The sequence below is a fragment of the Geodermatophilus sp. SYSU D01119 genome (genome assembly GCF_054049975.1).
In genome coordinates this window covers 101,538-125,732 of the sequence record NZ_JBJGYL010000008.1, presented here as the reverse complement: position 1 = coordinate 125,732, position 24,195 = coordinate 101,538, and the positions used below count along the sequence as shown (strand labels likewise).

Annotated in this window: 22 protein-coding genes and 1 pseudogene; 18 read left to right on the top strand and 5 right to left on the bottom strand. The window is 74.8% G+C overall.

The window, feature by feature from the left end; translation table 11 throughout:
- Window positions 1-167: 167 nt before the first annotated feature.
- The 6 genes and pseudogenes from grpE (at window position 168) to ACI79X_RS08460 (ending at window position 5,378) form a co-directional block, all read left to right on the top strand.
- Window positions 168-740 carry a nucleotide exchange factor GrpE gene (gene grpE, locus ACI79X_RS08485; protein WP_457024976.1) on the top strand — a complete coding sequence of 191 codons (573 nt, stop codon included), beginning with the start codon at window positions 168-170 and terminating at the stop codon, window positions 738-740.
- 46 nt (window positions 741-786) lie between these two features.
- Complete coding sequence (gene dnaJ / locus ACI79X_RS08480; RefSeq protein WP_457024975.1) at window positions 787-2,013, top strand: molecular chaperone DnaJ; 1,227 nt, start codon at window positions 787-789, stop codon at window positions 2,011-2,013.
- A complete protein-coding gene (locus tag ACI79X_RS08475; RefSeq protein WP_457024974.1) occupies window positions 2,010-2,480 on the top strand; it encodes a heat shock protein transcriptional repressor HspR in 471 nt (156 codons plus the stop codon). Before dnaJ ends, ACI79X_RS08475 begins: the two co-directional genes overlap by 4 nt.
- Window positions 2,477-3,016 carry a MarR family winged helix-turn-helix transcriptional regulator gene (locus ACI79X_RS08470; RefSeq protein ID WP_457024973.1) on the top strand — a complete coding sequence of 180 codons (540 nt, stop codon included), beginning with the start codon at window positions 2,477-2,479 and terminating at the stop codon, window positions 3,014-3,016. Before ACI79X_RS08475 ends, ACI79X_RS08470 begins: the two co-directional genes overlap by 4 nt.
- Window positions 3,017-3,162: 146 nt before the next feature.
- Window positions 3,163-3,504, top strand: a pseudogene (locus tag ACI79X_RS08465) (MarR family winged helix-turn-helix transcriptional regulator); the annotation flags it as partial.
- 242 nt (window positions 3,505-3,746) lie between these two features.
- On the top strand, window positions 3,747-5,378 hold the full coding sequence (locus tag ACI79X_RS08460) for a DHA2 family efflux MFS transporter permease subunit (protein WP_457024972.1): 1,632 nt from the start codon (window positions 3,747-3,749) through the stop codon (window positions 5,376-5,378).
- 62 nt (window positions 5,379-5,440) lie between these two features.
- On the opposite strand, the gene ACI79X_RS08455 is transcribed toward ACI79X_RS08460, so the two are convergent.
- Together ACI79X_RS08455 and ACI79X_RS08450 are read right to left on the bottom strand one after the other, a co-directional pair.
- The gene (locus ACI79X_RS08455) at window positions 5,441-5,884 is read right to left on the bottom strand and encodes an OsmC family peroxiredoxin (protein WP_457024971.1); all 444 of its coding nucleotides are present in this window, start codon (window positions 5,882-5,884) and stop codon (window positions 5,441-5,443) included.
- 91 nt (window positions 5,885-5,975) lie between these two features.
- Window positions 5,976-6,449 (bottom strand): MarR family winged helix-turn-helix transcriptional regulator, encoded by a 474-nt coding sequence (locus ACI79X_RS08450; protein WP_457024970.1) that lies wholly within the window; start codon window positions 6,447-6,449, stop codon window positions 5,976-5,978.
- A gap of 188 nt (window positions 6,450-6,637) precedes the next feature.
- Between ACI79X_RS08450 and clpB the strand changes: the two genes are divergently transcribed.
- From clpB to ppsA, 11 genes are all read left to right on the top strand, one after another.
- The gene (gene clpB / locus ACI79X_RS08445) at window positions 6,638-9,232 is read left to right on the top strand and encodes an ATP-dependent chaperone ClpB (RefSeq protein WP_457024969.1); all 2,595 of its coding nucleotides are present in this window, start codon (window positions 6,638-6,640) and stop codon (window positions 9,230-9,232) included.
- A 144-nt stretch (window positions 9,233-9,376) separates the two neighbouring features.
- On the top strand, window positions 9,377-10,063 hold the full coding sequence (locus ACI79X_RS08440) for a hypothetical protein (protein WP_457024968.1): 687 nt from the start codon (window positions 9,377-9,379) through the stop codon (window positions 10,061-10,063).
- 124 nt (window positions 10,064-10,187) lie between these two features.
- Window positions 10,188-11,858 carry a molybdopterin-dependent oxidoreductase gene (locus ACI79X_RS08435; protein WP_457024967.1) on the top strand — a complete coding sequence of 557 codons (1,671 nt, stop codon included), beginning with the start codon at window positions 10,188-10,190 and terminating at the stop codon, window positions 11,856-11,858.
- Window positions 11,859-12,024: 166 nt separating this feature from the next.
- Complete coding sequence (locus ACI79X_RS08430) at window positions 12,025-12,714, top strand: fasciclin domain-containing protein (protein WP_457024966.1); 690 nt, start codon at window positions 12,025-12,027, stop codon at window positions 12,712-12,714.
- A 127-nt stretch (window positions 12,715-12,841) separates the two neighbouring features.
- A complete protein-coding gene (gene pyrE, locus ACI79X_RS08425) occupies window positions 12,842-13,396 on the top strand; it encodes an orotate phosphoribosyltransferase (RefSeq protein ID WP_457024965.1) in 555 nt (184 codons plus the stop codon).
- 81 nt (window positions 13,397-13,477) lie between these two features.
- Window positions 13,478-14,872 (top strand): FAD-binding oxidoreductase, encoded by a 1,395-nt coding sequence (locus ACI79X_RS08420; protein ID WP_457024964.1) that lies wholly within the window; start codon window positions 13,478-13,480, stop codon window positions 14,870-14,872.
- Window positions 14,873-14,945: 73 nt separating this feature from the next.
- Window positions 14,946-15,980, top strand: a complete 1,035-nt coding sequence (gene fbaA / locus ACI79X_RS08415; protein WP_457024963.1) for a class II fructose-bisphosphate aldolase — start codon at window positions 14,946-14,948, stop codon at window positions 15,978-15,980.
- Window positions 15,981-15,983: 3 nt separating this feature from the next.
- On the top strand, window positions 15,984-16,388 hold the full coding sequence (locus ACI79X_RS08410; protein ID WP_457024962.1) for a DUF3151 domain-containing protein: 405 nt from the start codon (window positions 15,984-15,986) through the stop codon (window positions 16,386-16,388).
- Window positions 16,389-16,658: 270 nt separating this feature from the next.
- Complete coding sequence (locus ACI79X_RS08405) at window positions 16,659-16,802, top strand: GPGG-motif small membrane protein (RefSeq protein WP_457024961.1); 144 nt, start codon at window positions 16,659-16,661, stop codon at window positions 16,800-16,802.
- Window positions 16,803-16,894: 92 nt separating this feature from the next.
- On the top strand, window positions 16,895-17,794 hold the full coding sequence (locus ACI79X_RS08400) for a pyruvate, water dikinase regulatory protein (protein WP_457024960.1): 900 nt from the start codon (window positions 16,895-16,897) through the stop codon (window positions 17,792-17,794).
- Entirely contained in the window at window positions 17,791-20,199 is a 2,409-nt protein-coding gene (gene ppsA, locus ACI79X_RS08395) for a phosphoenolpyruvate synthase (protein WP_457024959.1), read from the top strand. Before ACI79X_RS08400 ends, ppsA begins: the two co-directional genes overlap by 4 nt.
- A gap of 25 nt (window positions 20,200-20,224) precedes the next feature.
- Here ppsA and ACI79X_RS08390 read toward each other — a convergent pair whose 3' ends face one another.
- The 3 genes from ACI79X_RS08390 to ACI79X_RS08380 all read right to left on the bottom strand — a co-directional run bounded on the left by ACI79X_RS08390 (window position 20,225) and on the right by ACI79X_RS08380 (window position 22,785).
- Window positions 20,225-21,037 (bottom strand): ATP-binding cassette domain-containing protein, encoded by an 813-nt coding sequence (locus tag ACI79X_RS08390; protein ID WP_457024958.1) that lies wholly within the window; start codon window positions 21,035-21,037, stop codon window positions 20,225-20,227.
- On the bottom strand, window positions 21,034-22,080 hold the full coding sequence (locus ACI79X_RS08385; RefSeq protein WP_457024957.1) for an ABC transporter permease: 1,047 nt from the start codon (window positions 22,078-22,080) through the stop codon (window positions 21,034-21,036). Before ACI79X_RS08385 ends, ACI79X_RS08390 begins: the two co-directional genes overlap by 4 nt.
- 90 nt (window positions 22,081-22,170) lie before the next feature.
- A complete protein-coding gene (locus ACI79X_RS08380; protein ID WP_457024956.1) occupies window positions 22,171-22,785 on the bottom strand; it encodes a hypothetical protein in 615 nt (204 codons plus the stop codon).
- A gap of 66 nt (window positions 22,786-22,851) precedes the next feature.
- Here ACI79X_RS08380 and ACI79X_RS08375 point away from each other — a divergent pair, with 66 nt between their 5' ends.
- Window positions 22,852-24,141: an adenylosuccinate synthase gene (locus ACI79X_RS08375; RefSeq protein ID WP_457024955.1), complete on the top strand. Its 1,290-nt coding sequence runs from the start codon at window positions 22,852-22,854 to the stop codon at window positions 24,139-24,141.
- Window positions 24,142-24,195 lie beyond the last annotated feature (54 nt).

Genomic DNA, 24,195 nt, shown 5'->3' with positions numbered 1-24,195 from the left:
CGTGACAAGCGGCGGATCGACCCCGTCAGCGGCGCGGTGCGGGGGCGCCCCCCGCCCCCCCCCCCCCCCCCCCCCCCCCCCCCCCCCCCCCCCCCCCCCCCCCCCCCCCCCCCCCCCCCCCCCCCCCCCCGCCGGGCCCGGCACCGACAGCCCACCCAGGGGAGCGCATGACCGAGAACGACACGGCCGCCGGGCCCGAGGTGACGTCGCCGGAGGCCGCCCCGGCCGCCGGCGACGGCGACCTCGCGCGCCAGCTGGCCGAGCGGACCGAGGACCTGCAGCGGGTCACGGCCGAGTACGCCAACTACCGACGGCGCGTCGACCGCGACCGCGGCCTGGTGGTCGACCAGGCGGCCGAGCGGTTCGCCGCCCAGCTGTTCCCGATCGTCGACGACATCGAACGCGCGCGGGACCACGGCGACCTCACCGGGGCCTTCAAGGTCGTCGCCGACCGCGTCCTGGGCCTGCTCGACGGCCTGGGCGTGGAGGCCTTCGGCGTCGCGGGCGACCCGTTCGACCCCGCGCTGCACGAGGCCGTCCTGCACGACACGTCCGACGAGGTGACGGTGCCGACCGCGACCACGGTCCTGCGGCAGGGTTTCCGCCGGGGCGAGCGCGTGCTGCGCACGGCGATGGTCTCGGTCAGCGAGCCGTCCGGCGCCGCCGCACCGCCCGTGGCGGCTCCCGCAGACGCGCCGGCCGACGGCGGTGCGCCGGGGGAGACCCCGGCCGCCGGCTGACCGGCCCCGGACCGGTGGTGGAGACCCTGAGGAGAGGAGGCGCCCGATGAGCACTCGGGACTTCATCGAGAAGGACTACTACGGGGCGCTCGGCGTCTCCCAGGGCGCCGACGCCGCGGAGATCAAGAAGGCCTACCGCAAGCTCGCGCGGGACCTGCACCCGGACAAGAACCCCGGCAACGCCGACGCCGAGGCCCGGTTCAAGGAGGTCTCCGAGGCCTACGACGTGCTCAGCGACCCCAAGCGGCGCGCCGAGTACGACGACGCCCGGCGGCTGTTCGGCGCCGGCGGCGCCGGGGCCCGGGCCGGCTTCCCCGGCGGGTTCCCCGGCGGCGGGGCGGGCGGCGGCCAGCCGTTCGACCTCGGCGACCTGTTCGGCGCCGCGGGCGGTGCCGCGCGCGGCGGGGCCGGCGGGATCGGCGACATCTTCGGCAACCTCTTCGGCGGCGGCGGTGCCGCCCCCGGCTCGGCCCGGGCCCGCTCCCAGGCGGCGTCCGGGCCGGCCCGGGGTCAGGACGTCGAGACCGAGGCGACCCTGTCCTTCGACGAGGCCGTCCTCGGCGTCACCGTCCCGCTGCGGATGCAGAGCCCGGGCACCTGTCCCACCTGCGCCGGCAGCGGCGCGCGGCCGGGCACCTCGCCGCACACCTGCGAGGTGTGCGGCGGCGCCGGCGTCACCAGCCGCAGCCAGGGGGCGTTCGCCTTCTCCGAGCCGTGCCGCAACTGCCGCGGCACCGGCCAGGTCGTCGACGACCCCTGCCCCACCTGCGCCGGCAACGGCGTGACGACGCAGACCCGCACCATCACCGTGCGGATCCCCGCGGGCGTCAAGGACGGCCAGCGCATCCGGCTGGCCGGCAAGGGCGCCCCGGGACGGCGGGGTGGTCCGGCCGGCGACCTGTTCGTCGTCGTGCACGTCAGCGACCACGAGCTCTTCGGCCGCAGGGGTGACGACCTGACGCTCACCGTGCCCGTCACCTTCCCCGAGGCGGTGCTCGGCACGACGCTGACCGTGCCCACGCTCGACGGCAACGTGACGCTCAAGGTCCCCGCCGGCACCGCGAGCGGGCGCACGTTGCGCGTCCGCGGCCGCGGCGTCCCCGGGCGCGGCCGCTCCGGCGACCTGCTGGTCACCGTGGAGGTCGCCGTCCCGCAGCGGCTCTCGGCCGAGGGCGAGCGGGCGCTGAAGACCCTCGACGCCGAGCTCGGCGACCCGCGTCCGCAGATCACCGCCGCCGTCGACCGTGGCGGTGAGCGCGGAGGCACGCGGTGAGCGCGCCGGGCGCCGAGGAGCGCAGCCGGCACGACGGCGCGCGGGCCGTGGCCGACGACGCGCCCGTGTTCGTCATCTCCGTGGCGGCGCAGCTGGCCGGCATGCACGCCCAGACGCTGCGCCAGTACGACCGGCTGGGCCTGGTGACCCCGGGCCGCACCGCCGGCGGCGGGCGCCGCTACAGCCCGCGCGACGTCGCGCTGCTGCGGGAGGTGCAGCGGCTGTCCCAGGAGGACGGCGTCAACCTGGCCGGCATCAAGCGGATCATCGACCTCGAGTCGCGGGTCGAGGCGCTGCAGCGCCGGGTGCACGAGCTGCTCGGTGAGGTCGAGGACGCCGAGCGCCGGGCGGCGGCCGCCGAGGCGGCGGCGCACGGCTTCGGGCCCGCCTTCGGCCGCGCCGACCTCGTGCCGGTGCGCCAGGCGAGCTCCGCGCTGGTCGTCTGGCGGCCGCGGGAGCCGCGGTGAGCGGGAACCCGGCGGGCGCCGCCGTCGTGCAGGAGGGCGTGGACGACGACCTGCACGCCACCTTCGTGCGGCTGGAGCGCGAGATCGGCCTGCTGCTGCGCCGGTCCCGCGCCATCTCCGCGCGCCTGGCGCGGGAGCTGCACCCCGACCTCGACGGCGCCGCCTACGGCCTGCTCGCGCTGCTGGCCGACGCGGGCCCGCTGCGGGCCAGCGACCTCGTCGCCCGGCTCGGGCTGGACAAGAGCACGGTGAGCCGGCAGGTGGCCTCGCTGGTCGCGCTCGGCATGGTCGACCGCGAGCCCGACCCGGCCGACGGTCGCGCCCAGGTGCTGCGCCCCTCGGCCGAGGGCGCGGCGCGGCTGGCGCGCATCCGCGAGGTGCGCCGGGCCCGCTGGGAGAGCGACATGTCCGACTGGCCGGCCGACGACGTCACCACGCTCGCCGACCTGCTGGGCCGGTTCAACCGGCTCGGCGAGGCCCGCGAGGCGCAGGCCGCCGCCGAGCCCGCGGCGGAGGCCGTGACCACCCGGCGCTGACCACCCGGCGCTGACCACCCGGCGCCGGCCACCCGGCGCCGACCCTCCGACCCACGCCACGGCGCCCGGACCCCGCGGTCCGGGCGCCGTCGTCGTGTGTGGGAACAGGTGCACGGGGCCGCTGGTTGTAGACAGCAACCAACAGGATGTATGGTTGCAGTCTGCACTCATCGCACCACCCCGAGGACACCATGCCCCTCACCCCCGCCACCCGGGACCGGCTGACCGCCGGGATCGCCCGCCTGCTCCGCAGCGGCCGGCACGTCTCCGCGCGCGCCGCCGACGCCGTCCACGGCGACCTGCCCTCCTTCGGCTGGGCGCTGCTCGTCCCGCTCGAGCGCGACGGCGAGCAGCGCTGCAGCGCGCTGGCCGCACAGGTCGGCGTCGACGTGTCGGTCGCCAGCCGCCAGGTCGCCGCCCTGGAGCGGTCCGGCCTGGTCGAGCGCCGGCCCGACCCGCACGACGGACGCGCCAGCCTCATCGGGCTGACCCCCGCCGGGGCCGCCGCCATCGCGCAGACCCGCGCCGTCCGCTCGGAGTGGGCCGCCGAGGCCCTCGCCGACTGGACCGAGGAGGAGGCCGCCCGGCTCGGCGAGCTGCTCGAGCGGCTCGCCGCCGACCTCGACCGCGCCGCCGTCGCCCGCCCGCACGCGGGGGTCACCCCGTGACCCCGCACCCGATCCCCGCGCAGTCCGCCGCACCCCGCACCGAGCCGACCAGGAGCACCACCGTGACCACCACCCGTGAGCCCGCCACCGGGCCGGGATCCGCCGCCGAGGCGCCCGCCGAGCAGCAGGGCCGCATGAGCCACCGCCAGATCCTCGAGGCCCTCTCGGGGATGTTGCTGGCGATGTTCGTGGCGTTCCTGTCCTCGACCGTCGTCTCGAACGCCCTGCCCACGATCATCACCGACCTGCGCGGCAGCCAGAGCCAGTACACGTGGGTGGTCACCGCGACCCTGCTCGCGTCGACGGCGTCCACGCCGATCTGGGGCAAGCTCTCCGACCTGTTCAGCAAGAAACTGCTCATCCAGCTGTCGATCGTGATCTTCATCGTCGGCTCGATGCTGGCCGGCCTGTCGCAGTCGGTGGGCACGCTCATCGGCTGGCGCGTGCTCCAGGGCCTGGGCCTCGGCGGCCTGCAGGCCCTCGTGCAGATCGCGATGGCCGTGATGATCAGCCCCCGCGAGCGCGGGCGGTACTCCGGCCTGCTCGGCGGGGTCATGGCGGTGGCCACCGTCGGCGGCCCGCTGCTCGGCGGCCTGCTCGTCGACACCAGCTGGCTCGGCTGGCGCTGGTGCTTCTACGTCGGCGTCCCCTTCGCCGTCGTCGCCCTGGTGCTGCTGCAGCGCACGCTGAACCTGCCGGTCACGAAGCGCCGGGTGCGCATCGACTACCTGGGCGCCGCCTTCCTCACCGCCGGCGTCTCCGGGCTGCTCATCTGGGTCACCCTCGCCGGTGACCACTTCGCCTGGGCCTCGCCGGAGACCGCGCTGTTCCTCGCCGGCAGCGTCCTCGCGATCGTCGCCTTCGTCGTCACCGAGATGCGCGCGGCCGAGCCGATCGTCCCGCTGCGCCTGTTCCGCGACCGGACGACGACGCTCGCGATCGTCGCCAGCGTCGCCATCGGTGTGGCCATGTTCGGCTCGACGGTCTTCCTCGGCCAGTACCTGCAGATCTCCCGCGGCTACTCGCCGACGGCGGCCGGCCTGCTCACGATCCCGATGGTCGGCGGCCTGCTGGTCTCCTCGACCGTCTCCGGCATCCTCATCACCCGCACCGGCCGGTGGAAGCGGTTCCTGGTCGCCGGGTCGGTCCTGGTCGTCGCCGGCTTCGCGCTGCTGGCCACGATCGACCACGAGACCGACATGGTCCTGCTCGGCGTCTTCCTGTTCGTGCTCGGCGTCGGCATCGGCATGACGATGCAGAACCTGGTGCTCGCCGTGCAGAACACCGTGGCCGCCTCCGACCTCGGCGCGGCGAGCTCCGCGGTCGCGTTCTTCCGCAGCCTGGGCGGCACGATCGGCGTCTCGGTCCTCGGCGCCGTGCTGAGCAACCGGGTGTCGGACCTGATCGCCGCCGGTCTGCCGCCGGAGCTGGCCGCGGCCGGCTCGGGCTCGGGCGACGTCGGCCTGGCCGACCTCGCGGACGCGCCGGCGCCCATCCGCGCGCTGATCGAGGTCTCCTACGGCGACGCGACCGGGCGGATCTTCCTGGTGTCCGCCGTCATCGCGGTGGTCGCCGTCGCGGCGATCCTGCTCATCCGCGAGGTCGCCCTGCGCACGGAGACGGGCGAGGAGCGGCTGCGCCGCGAGTCCGGGCCCGCGCTCGCCGACGACCCGGCGGTGGGCACCGCGCGCTGACGTCCCGCGGCGCACGAGGGCCCGCTCCCCGGTGGGGGAGCGGGCCCTCTCGCGTCGTCGCGTCAGGAGTCGAGCGCGGCGTCCAGCGTGATGTCGACGCCGGCGAGCGCCTTGCTGACCGGGCACCCGGCCTTGGCCTCCTGCGCGGCCTTCTCGAAGCCGGCGGCGTCGAGGCCGTCGACCTCGCCGCGCACCGTGAGCTTGATGCCGGTCAGCTTGAAGCCGCCGCCGGCCTGGTCCGGGCCGAGCGAGACGTCGGCGCTGACCTCGAGGGCCTGCGGGGTGCCGCCGGCCTGGGCGATGTTGGCCGACAGCTGCATCGCGAAGCAGGCGGAGTGGGCCGCGGCCACCAGCTCCTCGGGGCTGGTCGTGCCGCCGGCCTCGTCGGCGGCACGCTTGGGGAAGTTCACCTCGAACGTGCCGACCTTCGAGCTGGAGAGCTCGACCTGGCCCGAGCCCTGCTCGAGCGTGCCGTTCCAGGCGGTGCGTGCGGTGCGGGTGGGCATGGCTGCCTTCCGGACGGAGGGGCCGGCGCTGCTGGCCGGCGTCGGACCCCCGCGCCCTACCCCGGTGGACAGCGAGCGACCCGCCGGGTGGTCACACCGTGCGCGGCGCCTCGTTCACCCGGTGGGTGAGCACGTTGAGCGTCTGCTTGAGGTCGGAGAACTCCTCGACCCCGAGGCTCAGCGCGCAGATCATGTCCTGCGAGATGGCGTAGGCCCGGTCGCGCAGCGCGCGCCCGGCGTCGGTGAGGGCGATGGCGACCGAGCGCTCGTCCTCCACGCGGCGGTGGCGGGTCACCAGGCCGGCCGCGGTCAGCCGCTTGAGCAGGGGCGACAGCGTGCCGCTGTCGAGGGCCAGCCGGTGGCCGAGCTGGCCGACCGTCTGCTGGTCCTCCTCCCAGAGCAGCATCATGACCAGGTACTGGGGATAGGTCAGGCCCAGTTCCTCGAGCATCGGGCGGTAGCGCGCCGTCATGGCGCGGGAGGCCGCGTAGAGGGCGAAGCACAGCTGGTCGTCCAGGGCCACGCTGGGAGCGGGGAGCGTGGCTTCCTCGCCGGTCTGGGTCATGCGGTCGAGTGTAGGGACAACCAGGTAGCGCGGCATGCAGTTGTGTCGTCGACCACTCATCCGAGTCAGGACCGTCCGGAAGGGTTGAGCGGAACAGACTCAACTCCTGCGCCGTTGGACGGAGCGACACGCCACGCGCCGGGGCAGTGACCCCGGCACCCCTGACGAGAGGACGATCCGCACCCACCATGGAGAGCAAGCTGACCACCCGTTCGCAGGAGGCGTTCGCGGCCGCCCAGCGGCTGGCGGTCGACCGCGGGCAGGCCGCCCTGGAGCCCCTGCACCTGCTCGTCGCCCTGCTCCAGCAGACCGACGGCATCGCCGGCCCCCTGCTCACCGCGGTCGGTGCCGACCCGGCCGACGTGCGGGCCAAGGCCGAGGCCGCGCTGCGCCGCCTGCCCAGCGTCAGCGGCGCCACCGTCGCCGCCCCGCAGGCCTCCCGCGAGCTGCTGCGCGTGGTCAACGCCGCGGGTGAGCAGGCCAGCGCCCTCGGGGACGAGTACGTCTCCACCGAGCACCTGCTCGTCGGGCTGGCCGGGTCCGAGGGCGAGGCGGCCGCCGTGCTGACCAGCGCCGGCGCCACCCGCGACACGCTGCTCGCCGCGTTCCGCACCGTCCGCGGCAACCGGAAGGTCACCACGGCCGACCCGGAGAGCACCTTCCAGGCGCTGGAGAAGTTCGCCGTCGACCTCACCGAGCGCGCCCGCGAGGGGCGCATCGACCCGGTGATCGGCCGCGACGCCGAGATCCGCCGCGTCGTCCAGGTGCTCTCCCGCCGCACCAAGAACAACCCGGTCCTCATCGGCGAGCCCGGCGTCGGCAAGACGGCGATCGTCGAGGGCCTCGCCCAGCGCATCGTCGCCGGCGACGTCCCGGAGAGCCTCAAGGGCAAGCGGCTCATGGCGCTCGACCTCGGCGCGATGGTGGCCGGTGCGAAGTACCGCGGCGAGTTCGAGGAGCGCCTGAAGGCCGTGCTGCAGGAGATCACCGAGGCCGAGGGCCAGGTGGTCACCTTCATCGACGAGCTGCACACCATCGTCGGGGCCGGCGCCACCGGCGACTCCGCCATGGACGCCGGCAACATGATCAAGCCGATGCTCGCCCGCGGTGAGCTGCGGATGGTCGGCGCGACCACGCTCGACGAGTACCGCGAGCACATCGAGAAGGACCCCGCGCTCGAGCGCCGCTTCCAGCAGGTGTTCGTCGGCGAGCCCTCGGTCGAGGACACGATCGGCATCCTGCGCGGCCTCAAGGAGCGCTACGAGGTGCACCACGGCGTCCGGATCACCGACGCCGCGATCGTCGCCGCCGCCACGCTGTCGGACCGGTACGTCACGGCCCGCTTCCTCCCCGACAAGGCGATCGACCTGGTCGACGAGGCGGCGAGCCGGCTGCGCATGGAGATCGACAGCCGGCCGGTGGAGGTCGACGAGGTCGAGCGCGCCGTGCGCCGCATGGAGATCGAGGAGATGGCGCTGGCGAAGGAGGACGACCCCGCCTCGCTCGACCGCCTCGCCGTCCTGCGCAGCGACCTGGCCGACCGGCGGCAGGAGCTCGCCGAGCTGACGGCCCGCTGGCAGCAGGACAAGGGCGCCATCGTCCGCATCCAGCAGATCAAGGAGGAGCTGGAGCGGCTGCGCACCGAGTCCGAGCGCGCCGAGCGCGAGGGCGACCTCGCGCGCGTCGCCGAGCTCCGCTACGGCCGGATGCCGCAGCTGGAGAAGGCGCTCGCCACGGCGGAGGAGGACGTCGCCGCGCAGGCCGGGATGCTCAAGGAGGAGGTCGGGCCCGACGACATCGCCGAGGTCGTGCAGGCCTGGACCGGGATCCCCGCCGGCCGGCTGCTCGAGGGCGAGACGCAGAAGCTGCTGCGGATGGAGGACGAGCTCGGCCGCCGGGTCGTCGGCCAGCCCGACGCCGTCCGCGCCGTCTCCGACGCCGTCCGCCGCGCGCGGTCGGGCATCGCCGACCCCGACCGGCCCACCGGCTCCTTCCTCTTCCTCGGGCCCACCGGCGTCGGCAAGACCGAGCTGGCCAAGGCCCTCGCGGAGTTCCTGTTCGACGACGAGCGGGCGATGGTCCGCATCGACATGAGCGAGTACTCCGAGAAGCACTCGGTGGCCCGCCTGGTGGGTGCCCCTCCGGGCTACGTCGGCTACGAGGCCGGCGGCCAGCTCACCGAGGCGGTGCGGCGGCGGCCCTACACGGTCGTGCTGCTCGACGAGGTGGAGAAGGCCCACCCGGACGTCTTCGACGTGCTGCTGCAGGTCCTCGACGACGGCCGGCTCACCGACGGGCAGGGCCGCACCGTGGATTTCCGCAACACGATCCTGATCCTGACGTCGAACCTCGGCTCGCAGGTCATCGCCGACCAGTCGCTGCCGGAGGAGGCGCGCCGCGCGGCCGTCATGGACGTCGTCCGGTCGCACTTCAAGCCGGAGTTCCTCAACCGGCTCGACGACGTCGTGGTGTTCCGGGCGCTGGGCAGCGAGGAGCTGGCCGGGATCGTCGACATCCAGGTGGGCGTGCTCGCCCGCAGGCTGGCCGCCCGGCGGCTCACCCTGCAGGTCACCGACGCGGCCCGCGAGTGGCTGGCGCTCAACGGGTTCGACCCGGTGTACGGCGCCCGGCCGCTGCGCCGGCTCGTGCAGTCGGCGATCGGCGACCCGCTCGCCCGGGCGCTGCTGGCCGGCGAGATCCGGGACGGCGACGGCGTCGTCGTCGACTGGCCGGCCGACGTCGTCGAGGCCGACAGCGGGCTGACCGTCTCCCGCGCGGCGTGACCTCCCGGGCCCGCCGTCTCCCCTCCGGGGAGGCGGCGGGCCCTCACGTGTCCGGGGGCTGGTCCCGCCGCCCGGGGTCGGCGATCATCGCCGCGGACCCCGGCCGGGACAGGCCGGTCCGGGGCCCCGCACAGGAGGCGAGACATGACCGCAGGACAGGGCCCGCCCGGACCGCAGGGCTGGGGGCCCGGCCCGGGCCAGCAGCCGCCCTACGGGCAGCAGCCGCCCTACGGGCAGCAGCCGCCCTACGGGCAGCAGCCCTACGGCCAGCAGCCCTACGGCCAGCAGCCCTACGGGCAGCAGTACGGGGGGTACGGCTCGGCGCCGCAGGCGCCGGACGCGTGGGGTGCGCCGACGCCCGTCGCGCGCCCGCAGACGGTGAGGCTCGGCATCGGCGCGTTCCTCCTCAGCACCCTCCTGGGGGTCCTCGGCGCGATCGTCACCTTCGCCCAGTTCGACGAGCTCGTCGACCAGGCGCTCATCGAGCAGGGCCTCGACCCGGCCGACTACGACGGCATCACCGACGTCGCCGGCGCGGGCGCGATCACCGCCGGCGTGGTCGTCGCACTGATCTTCATCGGCCTGCAGCTGCTGTTCATCTGGTTCGCCTGGCAGGGGCGCAACTGGGCCCGGATCGTGCTCTGGGTGCTCGGCGGCCTGGCCGTGCTCTCCGGCCTGATCGGGCTGGCCGGCCCCGGCACCACGGGGCTGCTGACCACGCTGTCGCTGGTGCAGACGCTGCTCGTCGCGGCCGGCATCGTCGCGCTGGCGCTCAAGCCGTCGAACGAGTGGTACCGCTACCGCGGCTGGGAGCGCGCCCGCGGCCGCTGACCCCCGCGAGGACCCGACGGGCCCGCCGTCCCCGCACGAGGGACGGCGGGCCCGTTCCGTGTCCGTTACGCCATCGTGACCCGATGCGGGAAACCGGAAGCGGGCCTCGGCCCGAACAGACACCGTGACCACCACCGAGCAGGCTCCCGCGCCGGCCACCGGACCGGACGGGGCTCCCCCCGCCCGCCGCGGCCTCCGCCGGCTGCTCGGCGCGCTGGCCGGCCTGCTGGCCGCCGCCGTCGCCCTCGGCGTCGCCGAGCTCGTCGCCGGCGTGGTCGGGCCGGCGTCCTCGCCGGTCATCGCCGTCGGGGACACGGTCATCACGTTCGTGCCCGAGCCGCTCAAGCAGTTCGCCATCCGGACCTTCGGCGAGGACGACAAGATCGCCCTGGTCGTCGGCACGCTGCTGATCGTGGCGCTGTACGCGCTGCTCATCGGGTCGGTGTCCCTCCGCTCGCGCCGCGCAGGCGTCGCCGGGATCGCCCTGTTCGGGGCCCTGGGTGCCGCGGCCGCGGTCAGCCGCCCCGCCGGCGGCGTCCTCGACGCGCTGCCGTCGGTGGTCGGCGCGGCGGCGGGTGTCGTGGCCCTGCTGGCGCTCCTCGCGCCGCTCACGCTCCCCGGCCCGGCGTCGTCTCCGGCGCCGGCCGCGCGGGACGACGACGGCGACGTCATGGAGCGCCTCCGCGGCGCCCTGGCGATGGCCGACCGCAAGGGCGCGGGCATGGACCGCCGCCGCTTCTTCCTGACCGGCGGGGTCGCGCTCGGTGCAGCCGCGGTCACCGGGGGCGGTGGCCGGCTGCTGCAGCGGCGCTTCGACGTCGGCAACGCCCGCGACGAGCTCACCCTGCCGACGCCGTCGTCGCGGGCCGCCGCCCTCCCCGCGGGCGCCGACCTCGCCGAGCGCGTGGAGGGCGTGACCCCGCTGTTCACCGCCAACCGCGACTTCTACCGGGTCGACACCGCGATCACGGTGCCGCAGATCCGGCCGGCCGACTACCGGCTCGAGCTGACCGGCATGTTCGACTCGCCGCGCACGTACACGCTGTCGGACCTGTTCGAGCGCGACGACGTCATCGAGCGGGACATCACGCTGACCTGCGTCTCCAACGAGGTGGGCGGCGGGCTCGCCGGCACCGCCCGGTGGATCGGGATCCCGCTGGGGGACTTCCTCCGCGAGAACGGCGTCTCCGGCGACTCCGACCAGCTCGTCTGCCGCTCCTCCGACGGCATGACGATCGGCGCGCCGACCCGGGCGGCCCTCGACGTCGAGGACGCGATGATCGCCTTCGGGATGAACGGCGAGCCGCTGCCCGTGGAGCACGGCTTCCCGGTCCGGATGCTGATCCCCGGCCTCTACGGCTACGTCTCGGCCTGCAAGTGGATGACCGGCATCGAGGCGACCACCTTCGACGCCTTCGACTCCTACTGGGTCGAGCGCGACTGGGCCGCCCAGGCACCGATCAAGCTGGCCTCGCGGATCGACACGCCCGCCCCGCTGCGCGCCTTCGGGGCAGGCCGCCGGCCGATCGCCGGCGTCGCCTGGGCCCAGACCCGCGGCATCGCCCGGGTCGAGGTGCGGGTCGACGAGGGGGAGTGGCAGGAGGCCGAGCTCGCCCCGCAGGCCGACGCCGACCTGTGGCGCCAGTGGGTCCTCCCGCACGACTTCGCCCCCGGCTCCTACCAGCTCACCGTCCGGGCCACCGCGGCCGACGGCGAGGTGCAGACCGACCGGCGGGCGACGCCCTTCCCGAGCGGGGCGAGCGGCCTGCACTCCATCCGGGTGATCGCGAGGTAGCGGTCCCCGCCCCGCCGGCAGCCGGCCGGCAGGGCACCCAGAGCCCGTCTCGGCCACCTGTGCCGCAGACGCCTCTCCCGACCCCTCGCACGGGTCGGGAGGGACCACCGCGGGGGCCACCCGGTCCCCGAGCGGAACGAGCACGACGACACGAGGAGCACCCCACGTGAAGAGCACCCTGACCCGCGGCGTCCTGCTGGCCACCGCCTCCACCCTGGCCGTCACCCTGAGCGCCTGCGGCTCGGAGGACACCAGCGCCGCCAGCGACAGCTCGGCGTCGGACACCAGCAGCGACAGCGCCGCCGAGACCTCGTCGGGCTCCGAGGAGGGCATGGAGAGCACCAGCGGCTCCGACATGATGTCCGACGAGCCCTTCGGCGCCGGCTGCAGCGCCGTCCCCGCCGACGGCGAGGGCAGCTTCACCGGCATGACCGACGACCCGGTCGGCACCGCCGCCAGCAACAACCCGGTGCTGTCCACGCTGGTGCAGGCCGTCACCCAGGCCAACCTGGTCGACACCCTCAACACCACGCCGGACATCACCGTCATCGCCCCGGCCAACCCGGCCTTCGAGGCGATCCCGCAGGACCAGCTGCAGGCGGTCCTGGCCGACAACGCCGTGCTGACGCAGATCCTCACCCACCACGTCATCCCGGGCCGGCTCTCCCCGGACCAGCTCGCCGGCACCCACACCACCGTGGCCGGCGACGAGGTGACCATCGAGGGCTCGGGCGAGGACTTCACCGTGGCCCAGACCGTGACCGGCACCCCGGCCTCGGTCATCTGCGGCAACGTGCAGACGGCGAACGCCACCGTCTACATCGTCGACCAGGTGCTGGCCCCCGCCGCCGGCTGACCCCGCCTCCCGCCGCGCCGCGGCGGGACCGAGACGGGCCGCCGTCCGACCACTCCCCCCGGTCGGGCGGCGGCCCTCGTCGTGCCGGGCCCGGCACGCCGCCGGGTCGCTGCCTAGGGTCGCTGCCATGACCGCACCGGCCGTCCTGCCCGACCGCGACCGCCTGCTCGAGCTGATCGTCGACCTCGCCGTCGTGCACGGCCGGGTCACGCTGTCCTCCGGCCGGGAGGCCGACTGGTACATCGACATGCGCCGGCTCACGCTCCACCACGAGGGCGCCCCGCTGGTCGGCCGCGTGATGCGCCAGCTCACCGGCGACCTGCGCTACGACGTCGTCGGCGGGCTCACCCTGGGCGCCGACCCGGTGGCGACGGCGATGCTGCACGCCGCGGCCGACGGCGAGGGCTTCCTCGACGCCTGCGTGGTGCGCAAGGCGGGCAAGGCGCACGGCCTGCAGCGCCGCATCGAGGGCCCCGACGTCGAGGGGCGGGCGGTGCTCGTCGTCGAGGACGTCTCCACCACCGGAAGCAGCCCGCTGGCCGCCGTCGAGGCGCTGCAGGAGGCCGGCGCGGAGGTCATCGGCGTGGCCGTGATCGTGGACCGCGGCGGGCGGGCCGCCGTCGAGGCCGCGGGCCTGGAGTACCGCGCCGCGTTCACCCTCGCCGACCTAGGCCTCGACTGACGGAGGACCCCCTCCTCCCCACCCCTCGCAGGCTCGGGGCGGTGCCCTGGAGGGGGCCGACCGAGGGCTTACCGTGTGGCGGTGACCACACTCGCCACCGCGTGGGTCGACGAGCTCACCGCCGCGCTCGGGTCCGACGGCGTGCGCACCGACCCCGACGTCACCGCCTCCTACGCCCGCGACCAGGCGATGCTCGCCGAGGCCGGCACCCCCGCCGCGGTCGTGTTCCCGCGCAGCACCGACGAGGTCGCCGCGGTCATGCGGGTCGCCTCCCGGCACGGCGTCCCCGTCGTCCCGCGCGGCGCGGGCTCCGGCCTGGCCGGGGCGAGCAACGCCGTCGACGGCGCGATCACCCTCGTCATGACGCGCATGGACGCCGTCCTCGAGGTGTCCCCGGCCGACCGGCTCGCCGTCGTGCAGCCCGGCGTGGTCAACAAGGCGCTGCGCGACGCCGTCGCCGGGTCCGGGCTCTTCTATCCCCCCGACCCCAGCAGCTACGACTGGTGCACGATCGGCGGCAACCTCTCCACCAACTCCGGCGGCCTGTGCTGTGTGAAGTACGGCGTCACCACCGACTACGTGCTGGGCCTGGAGGTCGTGCTCGCCGACGGGCGCGTGCTGCGCACCGGCCGGCGCACGGTCAAGGGCGTCGCCGGCTACGACCTCGCGCGGCTGTTCGTCGGCTCGGAGGGCACCCTCGGCGTCATCACCGAGGCCACGCTCGCGCTGCGCCCGGCTCCGCAGCGGCCCGTCACGCTCGTGGCCACCTTCGCCACCACCGCCCAGACCGGCCAGGTGGTCGAGCGGGTGGTCACCTCCGGCCTGGTGCCCAGCCTGCTCGAGGTCATGGACAACACCTGCATCTGCGCCGTCGACGACCTGCTGCACGCCGACCTCGACCGCGACGCGCACGCCCTGCTGGTGGCCCAGTCCGACAGCGGGGGAGCGGCGGCCGCCGCCGAGATCGAGGCACTGGCGCAGCTGTGCCGGGAGGCCGGCGCGCAGCTGGTGCACTCCACCGACGACCCGGCCGAGGGTGACCTGCTGCTCGCCGCCCGCCGGATGGCGCTGCCCGCGCTGGAGCAGCTGGGCACGACGCTGATCGACGACGTCGCCGTGCCGCGCTCGCGGATCGCCGCCTTCCTCGACGGCTGCGACGGGATCGCCGTCCGCCGCGGGCTGACCATCGGCGTCGTCGGGCACGCCGGCGACGGCAACATGCACCCGACCATCTGCTTCGACCCCGCCGACGACGACCAGCGCGCCCGGGCGTTCGCCGCGTTCGACGACATCCTGGCGCTCGGGCTCTCGCTGGGCGGCACCGTGACCGGCGAGCACGGCATCGGCTCGCTCAAGGTGGAGTGGCTCGAGCGCGAGGTCGGCGCGGTGTCCCTCGACGTGCACCGGCGCATCAAGGACGCCCTCGACCCGGCCGGTCTGCTCAACCCCGGGAAGGTGCTGCGCCGCCGGGGCTGAGACGGGGCCTGTCGGGGGTCCGGCGGCCGGGAGATACTGACGCCGACCAGCGTCGATCGACAGGAGTGCCCCGATGCCCATCGCGACCCCCGAGGTCTACGCCGACATGATCAGCCGGGCGAAGGAGGGCGGCTTCGCCTACCCGGCGATCAACTGCACCTCGTCCGAGACGATCAACGCGGCGCTGCGCGGCTTCGCCGACGCGGGCAGCGACGGGATCATCCAGTTCTCCACCGGCGGCGCCGAGTTCGGCTCGGGCACCCGCGTGAAGGACATGGTCACCGGCGCGGTGGCGCTGGCCGAGTTCGCGCACGTCGTCGCCGAGAAGTACCCGGTCAACGTCGCGCTGCACACCGACCACTGCCCCAAGGACAAGCTCGACAGCTACGTCCGCCCGCTGATCGCGCTGTCGAAGGACCGTGTCGACGCCGGCCAGGCGCCGCTGTTCCAGTCGCACATGTGGGACGGCTCGGCGATCGACCTGGAGGAGAACCTCCAGATCGCCGAGGAGCTCATCGACAAGTGCGCGGCGGCCAAGATCGTCCTCGAGCTGGAGATCGGCGTCGTCGGCGGCGAGGAGGACGGCGTCGCGCACGACATCAACGAGAAGCTCTACACCGCCCCCGGCGACTTCGTGGCGACGGCGAAGGCCCTCGGCCTCGGCGAGCGCGGCGTCTACCTGCTCGCGGCCACCTTCGGCAACGTCCACGGCGTCTACAAGCCGGGCAACGTCAAGCTGCGGCCGGAGATCCTCAAGGAGGGCCAGGAGGTCGTCACGCGGGAGCTCGGCCTGCCCGAGGGCAGCAAGCCGTTCAACTTCGTCTTCCACGGCGGGTCGGGCTCGCTGCAGTCGGAGATCCGCGAGGCGCTGTCCTACGGCGTGGTGAAGATGAACGTCGACACCGACACCCAGTACGCCTTCACCCGGCCCATCGCCGGGCACATGTTCAGCAATTACGACGGCGTGCTGAAGGTCGACGGCGAGGTGGGCAACAAGAAGGCCTACGACCCGCGGCCCTACATGAAGCTCGCCGAGACCGGCATGGCGCAGCGCATCGTGCAAGCCTGCGAGGACCTGCTGTCGGCCGGCCAGAGCCCGAGCGCCTGAGCCATGACGCACTCCCACAACCTGCTCGGCGAGCCGCCCGCCACCCTGCTGCCCGGCGACCCGGAGGCCGAGGCCGCGCTGGCCGCCGGCACCGACCTCGCCGAGGTGGCCGCCGGTCACCCCCGGGCCAGCGCCGCGTGGGCGGCCCTCGCCGAGTCCGCGCTCGACGGCGGCCGCACCATCGAGGCCTACGCCTACGCCCGCACCGGCTACCACCGCGGCCTCGATGCGCTGCGCAAGAACGGGTGGAAGGGCTACGGCCCGGTGCCGTGGTCGCACGAGCCCAACCGGGGCTTCCTGCGCTGCGTCACGGTGCTCGCCCGGGCCGCCGAGGCGATCGGCGAGGTCGACGAGCAGGAGCGCTGCACCCAGCTGCTGCGCGACTGCGACCCGACGCTCGCCCCCTGACCGGAGCCTGAGCCGACGCACGACGGCCGCCGTCCCTCCCCGGGACGGCGGCCGTCGCGCGTCGGGCGTGGCCGCCCGCGGGGTCCCCCCGGCGACCCCGGGCCCGCCCGGGGACCGTTCGCGGGGGTGCGGCGGGGACCATCACCCCGCGTCACCGGTCCGGGTGCACACGAGTGCCCGCCGGCCCGCTCACCAGGCAGGACGCGTGGAGGGGGCGCACACTCCGTGAACACGCGCCCGCCCGGGCGCCCGTGCAGGGAGGTGGTGTCCGTGGCGACACTGCTCTGGATCCTGGCCGTCGTCCTGGTGGTCGCCGGCATCCTCGCGATCCTCCGCAAGCAGCTGCTGTGGGGGATCGTCCTGATCGTCGTCGGGCTCCTCGTGGGCCCCGGCGGCGTCAGCGTCTTCACCTGACCGGCGCGGTCCGGGGCGGGGGAGCGCCCGCCCCGGACCGCCCGCGGGAGCGGCTCCGCACGCACACCGCGGCCGTGGCACGATGCCGCGGCATGGACCGCGACGCAGCGAGCCCGGGTGACGAGGTCCCCGCGGTACCGGTCTTCTTCCTGTCCGACAGCACCGGCATCAGCGCCGAGACGATGGGCAACGCCCTGCTCATCCAGTTCCCCGAGCTGCACTTCGACCGCACGCTCGTGCCGTTCATCTCCACCGTCGAGCAGGCGCGCGAGGTGGTCGCGCAGATCGACGAGCTCGCCGACGGCCCGGTGACCCCGTTGGTGTTCACCACCGCCGCCGTCGACGAGGTGCGCCAGGAGCTGCTGCGCTGCCGCGTGCCGGTCATCGACTTCTTCGGCATGCACATGGACCGGGTCGAGCAGGTCCTCGGCGCCCGCGGCCTGCGCGAGGCCCGCCGGCTGCACGGCGTCGGCGACGTCCGCCGCTACAACGACCGGATGGCCGCCGTCGAGTTCGCCATCGAGCACGACGACGGGCAGAGCTCGCGGGCGCTGGAGCGGGCCGACGTCGTCCTGCTCGCCCCCTCCCGCTGCGGCAAGACGCCGACGGCGATGTACCTCGCGCTGCAGCACGGCCTGTTCGTGGCCAACTACCCGCTGGTCGACGAGGACCTCGAGACCACCGACCTGCCCCGCCCGGTGCGGGCGCTGGCCGACCGCTGTTTCGGGCTGACCACCACGGTCACCCGGCTCTCGCGCGTCCGCCAGGAGCGCCGCCCGGACTCCCGTTACGCCTCCGAGGCGCAGTGCCGCGCCGAGCTGCGCAAGGCCGCGGCGATGTACGACGCGCACCGCCTGCCCACGGTGGACACCTCCGCGGCCTCGGTCGAGGAGATCGCCGCCGTCGTCATCCAGACCCTCGCCCGGGGACGGCGCCGCGGTGGCGACCGTCGCCCCGCCGGGCGGGCCAGAACCCCGGGAGGGACCGCGTGAGCACCGAACGCCCCGCGAGCACGAGCACCGGCACGGAGAACGTCCGCTGGTTCGCCGACCTGGGGATGGGCGACCTCGAGGAGGTCGGCGGCAAGAACGCCTCGCTCGGGGAGATGATCTCCCACCTGGCCGACGCCGGGGTCCGCGTGCCCGACGGGTTCGCCACCACCGCCACCGCCTACCAGCACTTCCTGGGCGACACCGGTCTCGCGGAACGCATCTCCGAGCGGCTGCGCACGCTCGACACCGACGACGTCCGCGCCCTGGCCGCCGCCGGCCGGGAGATCCGCGGCTGGGTCGTCGCCCAGCCCTTCCCCGAGCGGCTCGAGGCCGACATCCGCGCCGCCTACGACCAGCTCGTGGGCGGCGACGACGCGCTGTCGTTCGCCGTGCGCTCCAGCGCCACCGCCGAGGACCTGCCCGACGCCTCGTTCGCCGGGCAGCAGGAGACCTTCCTCAACGTCCGCGGCATCGACGCGGTGCTGCAGGCCATCCGCGAGGTCTACGCCTCCCTCTACAACGACCGGGCGATCGCCTACCGCGTGCACCACGGCTTCGAGCACGAGGCCGTGGCGCTGTCGGCCGGCGTGCAGCGGATGGTGCGCTCCGACGTCGGGGCGTCCGGGGTGCTGTTCACCGTCGACACCGAGTCCGGCTTCCCCGACGCCGTCTTCGTCACCGCCGCCTACGGCCTGGGCGAGGGCGTGGTGCAGGGCGCGGTCAACCCCGACGAGTTCTACGTCTACAAGCCCGCGCTGCGCGCCGGCCGCCCGGCGATCCTCAAGCGGGGCGTGGGCGACAAGGCCACCAAGATGGTCTACACCGACTCCACCGAGGTCGGCCGCACCACCGAGTTCGTCGACGTCGCCCCCGCCGACCGCCGGGTGCTGTCCCTCACCGACGACGAGGTCACCGAGCTCGCCCGCTACGCGCTCGTCATCGAGGAGCACTACGGGCGGCCGATGGACGTCGAGTGGGGCAAGGACGGGGTCGACGGCGGGCTGTACGTGCTGCAGGCGCGCCCGGAGACCGTCCAGTCGCGCGCGGGCAGCGGCACCGAGCGCTTCCGGCTCACCGGCTCGGGCACCGTGCTGGTCGAGGGCCGGGCGATCGGGCAGAAGATCGGCGCGGGCGCGGTCCGCGTGCTGCGCGACCTCGAGGAGATGGGCGACTTCCGCGCCGGCGACGTCCTGGTCGCCGACATGACCGACCCCGACTGGGAACCGATCATGAAGCGCGCCTCGGCGATCGTCACCAACCGCGGCGGGCGCACCTGCCACGCGGCGATCATCGCCCGCGAGCTCGGCATCCCCGCCGTCGTCGGCACGGGGTCGGCCACCCGCTCGCTCGCCGACGGCCAGGAGGTCACCGTCTCCTGTGCCGAGGGCGACACCGGCCACGTGTACGAGGGCGCCGTCGACTTCGAGGTGGAGGAGACCCGCCTGGACGCCATGCCCCCCGTCCCCACCAAGATCATGATGAACGTGGGCACGCCGGAGCAGGCGTTCGCCTTCGCGCGGCTGCCCAACGCCGGCGTCGGGCTGGCCCGGCTGGAGTTCGTCATCAACCGGCAGATCGGCATCCACCCGAAGGCGCTGCTGGAGTTCGACGACCTGACCGGCCGGCTGCGCGAGCAGGTCGCCGAGCGGATCGCGGCCTACCCCTCGCCGCGGGACTTCTTCGTCCAGCGCGTCGCCGAGGGCGTCGCCATGATCGCCGCGGCCTTCGCGCCCGAGCCGGTGATCGTGCGGATGAGCGACTTCAAGTCCAACGAGTACGCCAACCTGCTCGGCGGCGAGCGCTACGAGCCCGAGGAGGAGAACCCGATGATCGGGTACCGGGGCGCCTCCCGGTACCTGTCCGCCGAGTTCGCCGACTGCTTCGCCATGGAGTGCGAGGCGCTGCGGTTCGTGCGGGACGAGATGGGCCTGACGAACGTGAAGATCATGATCCCGTTCGTCCGCACGGTCGCCGAGATCGAGGGCGTGGTGGAGCTGCTGGCCTCGCACGGCCTGCGCCGCGGGGAGAACGACCTGTCGGTCGTGATGATGTGCGAGCTGCCCTCCAACGCGCTGCTCGCCGACGCCTTCCTCGACCACGTCGACGGGTTCTCCATCGGCTCCAACGACATGACCCAGCTGGTGCTCGGCCTGGACCGCGACTCGGCGCTGGTCGCGGCGGGCTTCGACGAGCGCGACCCGGCGGTGCTGCGGGTGCTGGAGATGGCGATCCAGGCGTGCCGGGCGCGCGGCAAGTACGTCGGCATCTGCGGCCAGGGCCCCAGCGACCACCCCGACCTCGCGCAGTGGCTGCTCGAGCAGGGCATCGAGTCGATGTCGCTCAACCCCGACACCGTCGTCGACACCTGGCTGCACCTGGCCAAGGCCGGCCCCGACGCCGGCTGAGCCGGTCCCCGGGCCCGGCGGCCGCTCAGCGGTCGCCGAGCTCGGGGTGCAGCTCCTGCAGGCGGGTGGTCAGCGCGGTGAGCTCCTCGCCGCCGGCCATGAGCCGGGTGAGGTCGTCGGAGTCGACGTCGGCGCGGGTGAGGTCGCCGGCCACCTGGCCGCGCGCGAGCAGCAGGAACCGGTCGCCCACGAGGTGCGCGTAGCGCGGGTTGTGCGTGACCAGGACGACGGCGAGGCCGCGCGCCCGGGCGCCGAGCACGGCCTGGCCGACGAGAGTGTGCTGGGCGATGGTCATCGGCTCGGTGGGCTCGTCGAGGACCAGCGCGCGGGCGCCGTAGTGCACCGCCCGGGCGATGGCCAGGCTCTGCCGGGCGCCGGCCTGCAGCGTGCTGACCGGCTGGTCGGGGTCGACACCGGTGACGCCGATCCCGGCGAGCGCGCGCACGGCGGTCTCCCGGGCGGCGTCGACGTCGAGGCGCCGCAGCGGCCACGCCCCGCGGGTGGGCTCGGCGCCGAGGCACAGGTTCCGCCACACCGACAGCAGCGGCGCGACGGCGAGGTCCTGCCAGACGGTGGCGATGCCCGCCGCCCGCGCCGCGCGGGGGCTGCGCAGGCGCACGGGCGTGCCGTCGAGGAGCAGTTCGCCCTCGTCGGGCCGCTGCAGGCCCGACAGCAGGGCCACGAGCGTCGACTTGCCCGAGCCGTTCTCGCCCAGCAGGCAGGTGATCCGCCCGCCCTCGAGCGCCACGCCCACCCGGTCGAGGGCGGGCACGCCGCCGTGGCGCACGGTCACCCCGCGCAGCTCCAGGACCGGCGGCGCGCCGGCGGCGGTGCTCACGAGCGTGGCGCGGCGCGCAGCCGGCCCCGCACCACCCCGCCGAAGGCGAGCGCCACGAGCAGGAGCACGCCGAGCAGCGCCTGCGACCACCGCGGGTCCCAGCCCGACAGCTCGAACCCGACGCGCGCGACGGCGTAGAGCAGCGCGCCGACCGCGGCGCCGGCCATCGAGCCGTAGCCGCCGGTGAGCAGGCACCCGCCGAGGACGGCGACGACGACGAGGTCGATGGCGGTGGTCAGCGACGGGGTGGCGGCGACGCTCGCGGCCGGCACGAGGGCGAGCGTGCCGAGCAGCCAGCCCGCGGTCGCGGTGAGCCCGTACAGCACGAACGTCGTCCGCGGCACCGGCACGCCGAGCTCCGCGGCCGCCCGGCGCGACCCGCCCATCGCCAGCACCTCGTTGCCGAAGCGGGTGCGCCACAGCAGCCACCCCGCGCCGGCGGTGGCCGCCAGCCACCACAGCAGCGAGACCGGGAAGACGCCGCCGCCGACCTCCGCCGTCGACCCGAACAGCGCCGACGCCGACGACCAGCCGGGCGCGGCGTCCAGGCCGCTGATCCGCGGTGCCCCGGCGACCAGCGGCAGCGTGGACAGCGTCGTCCCCTGCAGGACCAGCGCGGTGGCGAGCGTGACCAGGAAGCTCGGCAGCCCGGTGCGCACGACCAGCCAGCCGTTGACCGTCCCGACCGCCAGCGCGCAGGCCAGCGACAGCAGCAGCGCCGGCCAGATGCCCCAGCCCTGCTGCCCGACGAGGACCCCGGTGAGGACCGAGCTGGACACCGCCACCGTGCCGATGGACAGGTCGAAGTGCCCGCCCACCAGCAGCAGCCCCACGGCCACCCCGCCGATGCCGAGCAGCGCCGCCTGGTCCAGGACGCCGGCCAGCCCCTCCATGGTGAGCAGCTCCGGCACGCGCAGCCCGAACACCAGGACGACGACGGCGAGGCCCACGACGGCGGCCAGGCTCGGGCGGGCGAGCACCCGGTCGAGGACCCGGCGGCGCGGCGCGGACGCCCGCGCGAAGGGCAGGCGGTCGACGGTCACCGGATCACCGGACACGGGCGCAGCTGGGGCCTCCTCGGGCTGGGGCCTCCCCAGTGTCCACGACCGCGCCCCCTCCCGCGTCCCCGCAGGTCAGGGTCGCAGTCGCCAGCGCACCCGGTCGTCGGCGTACCAGGTCCAGCGGGTGACCGGCCGGGGGAACACGACGCCGTCACGGGTGACCTGCGCCGGGTCGCTGGCCAGCTGCAGCGCCCGGCCGGTGCTGCGCCGCGGCGGGCGCATCAGCTGCGCCGAGACGACGACGCGGAGGGTGTCGACGGCGGTCCAGTCGGGGCGGACCTCGATCCGGGCGACCGTCCCGTCGGCCACCCGCTGGTCGTCGTGGTGGGCCTGCACGCCCAGGCGTGCGGCCAGCGGCAGCCGGCCCTTCTCCGCGGCCTCGTAGCGGCCGTGCTGCAGCAGCACGCCGCCGTGGTCGTCGCGCACCAGGGACATCTCGCGCTCGCCGCCGGTCCCGATGCCCAGGTCGCGGGCCAGCCCGCGCGAGGCGGCGTCGTCGGCCGGCTCCCACGACACCGGCGCCTCGGCGGTCCGGCCGGCACGGACGAGCGCGGCGAGCACCGCCGACAGCGCCGCCACCGGGCCGCGCACCAGCAGCGCGCCGGCGTCGGCGGCCCCGGCGACAGCGGCCCGCTCGGGTGCCTCCCCGGGTCCGAGACCGCGCAGGTCGAACTCGACGAGGGACATGCCGATACCCTGCCACCTGCCAGCCGGTCGACCGCCGGTGACGAGTCCCAGGGGGATGACAGCGAGATGCCGGCAGTCGTGCTGATCGGCGCCCAGTGGGGCGACGAGGGCAAGGGCAAGGCCACCGACCTCCTCGGGGGCCGCGTCCCCTACGTGGTCCGCTACCAGGGCGGCAACAACGCCGGGCACACCGTGATCACGCCCGACGGCGAGCGGTACGCCCTGCACCTCATCCCGTCGGGGATCCTCACGCCGGGCTGCACGCCGGTGATCGGCAACGGCGTCGTCGTCGACCCGCAGGTGCTCATCGGGGAGCTGGCCGGGCTCGAGGAGCGCGGCGTCGACACCTCGAAGCTGGTCATCTCGGCCGACGCGCACCTGATCATGCCGCACCACCGGGCGCTGGACCGGGTCACCGAGCGGTTCCTCGGCAAGCGCAAGATCGGCACCACCGGCCGCGGCATCGGCCCGGCCTACGGCGACAAGGTGGCCCGCACCGGCATCCGCGTGGCCGACCTGCTCGACCTGTCGATCCTGCGGCAGAAGCTCGAGGGCACCCTGGTCGAGAAGAACCAGGTGCTGGTCAAGGTCTACAACCGCAAGGCCATCGACGTCGACGAGGTCGTCGAGGAGTACGCCGGCTACGCCGAGCAGCTCAAGGACCGGATCGCCGACACCCGGCTGATGCTCGCGAACGCGCTCGACGCCGGCGAGTGGGTGCTGCTGGAGGGCTCGCAGGGCACGCTGCTCGACGTCGACCACGGCACCTATCCGTTCGTCACGTCGTCGAACCCGACCGCCGGCGGCGCGGCCACCGGCAGCGGCATCGGCCCCACCCGCATCTCGCGGGTGGTGGGCATCCTCAAGGCCTACACGACCCGCGTGGGCTCGGGTCCGTTCCCGACCGAGCTGTTCGACGCCAACGGCGAGTACCTGCGCAAGCAGGGCGGCGAGGTGGGCGTGACCACCGGCCGCGACCGGCGCTGCGGCTGGTTCGACGCCGTCGTGGCCCGCTACGCCAGCCGGGTCAACGGGATCACCGACTACTTCCTCACCAAGCTCGACGTGCTCTCGGGCCTGGAGACGGTGCCGATCTGCGTCGCCTACGACGTCGACGGCGTGCGGCACGACGAGATGCCGATGACCCAGACCGGCTTCCACCACGCCAAGCCGGTCTACGAGGAGATGCCGGGCTGGTTCGAGGACATCCGGCACTGCCGGACCTTCGACGAGCTGCCGGCCAACGCGCAGGCCTACGTGCGGCGGCTCGAGGAGCTCTCGGGCGCGCGGATCAGCGTCATCGGCGTCGGCCCGGGCCGCGACGAGAACGTCGTCGTCCACGACCTGATCGACTGAGCGGAGCCGGGAACGGCACTCCCGTGAGCCGCCCTGCGGGGCGGCTCACGGGAG

What these genes read in the sequence shown, in the direction of transcription:
- grpE (WP_457024976.1), top strand. Translation starts at nt 168, where the DNA reads ATGACCGAGAACGACACGGCCGCCGGGCCCGAGGTGACGTCGCCGGAG.
- ACI79X_RS08440 (WP_457024968.1), top strand. Translation starts at nt 9,377, where the DNA reads ATGACCGCAGGACAGGGCCCGCCCGGACCGCAGGGCTGGGGGCCCGGC.
- ACI79X_RS08410 (WP_457024962.1), top strand. Translation starts at nt 15,984, where the DNA reads ATGACGCACTCCCACAACCTGCTCGGCGAGCCGCCCGCCACCCTGCTG.
- pyrE (WP_457024965.1), top strand. Translation starts at nt 12,842, where the DNA reads ATGACCGCACCGGCCGTCCTGCCCGACCGCGACCGCCTGCTCGAGCTG.
- ACI79X_RS08375 (WP_457024955.1), top strand. Translation starts at nt 22,852, where the DNA reads ATGCCGGCAGTCGTGCTGATCGGCGCCCAGTGGGGCGACGAGGGCAAG.
- dnaJ (WP_457024975.1), top strand. Translation starts at nt 787, where the DNA reads ATGAGCACTCGGGACTTCATCGAGAAGGACTACTACGGGGCGCTCGGC.
- fbaA (WP_457024963.1), top strand. Translation starts at nt 14,946, where the DNA reads ATGCCCATCGCGACCCCCGAGGTCTACGCCGACATGATCAGCCGGGCG.
- ACI79X_RS08380 (WP_457024956.1), bottom strand. Translation starts at nt 22,785, where the DNA reads ATGTCCCTCGTCGAGTTCGACCTGCGCGGTCTCGGACCCGGGGAGGCA.
- ACI79X_RS08450 (WP_457024970.1), bottom strand. Translation starts at nt 6,449, where the DNA reads ATGACCCAGACCGGCGAGGAAGCCACGCTCCCCGCTCCCAGCGTGGCC.
- ACI79X_RS08400 (WP_457024960.1), top strand. Translation starts at nt 16,895, where the DNA reads ATGGACCGCGACGCAGCGAGCCCGGGTGACGAGGTCCCCGCGGTACCG.
- ACI79X_RS08455 (WP_457024971.1), bottom strand. Translation starts at nt 5,884, where the DNA reads ATGCCCACCCGCACCGCACGCACCGCCTGGAACGGCACGCTCGAGCAG.
- clpB (WP_457024969.1), top strand. Translation starts at nt 6,638, where the DNA reads ATGGAGAGCAAGCTGACCACCCGTTCGCAGGAGGCGTTCGCGGCCGCC.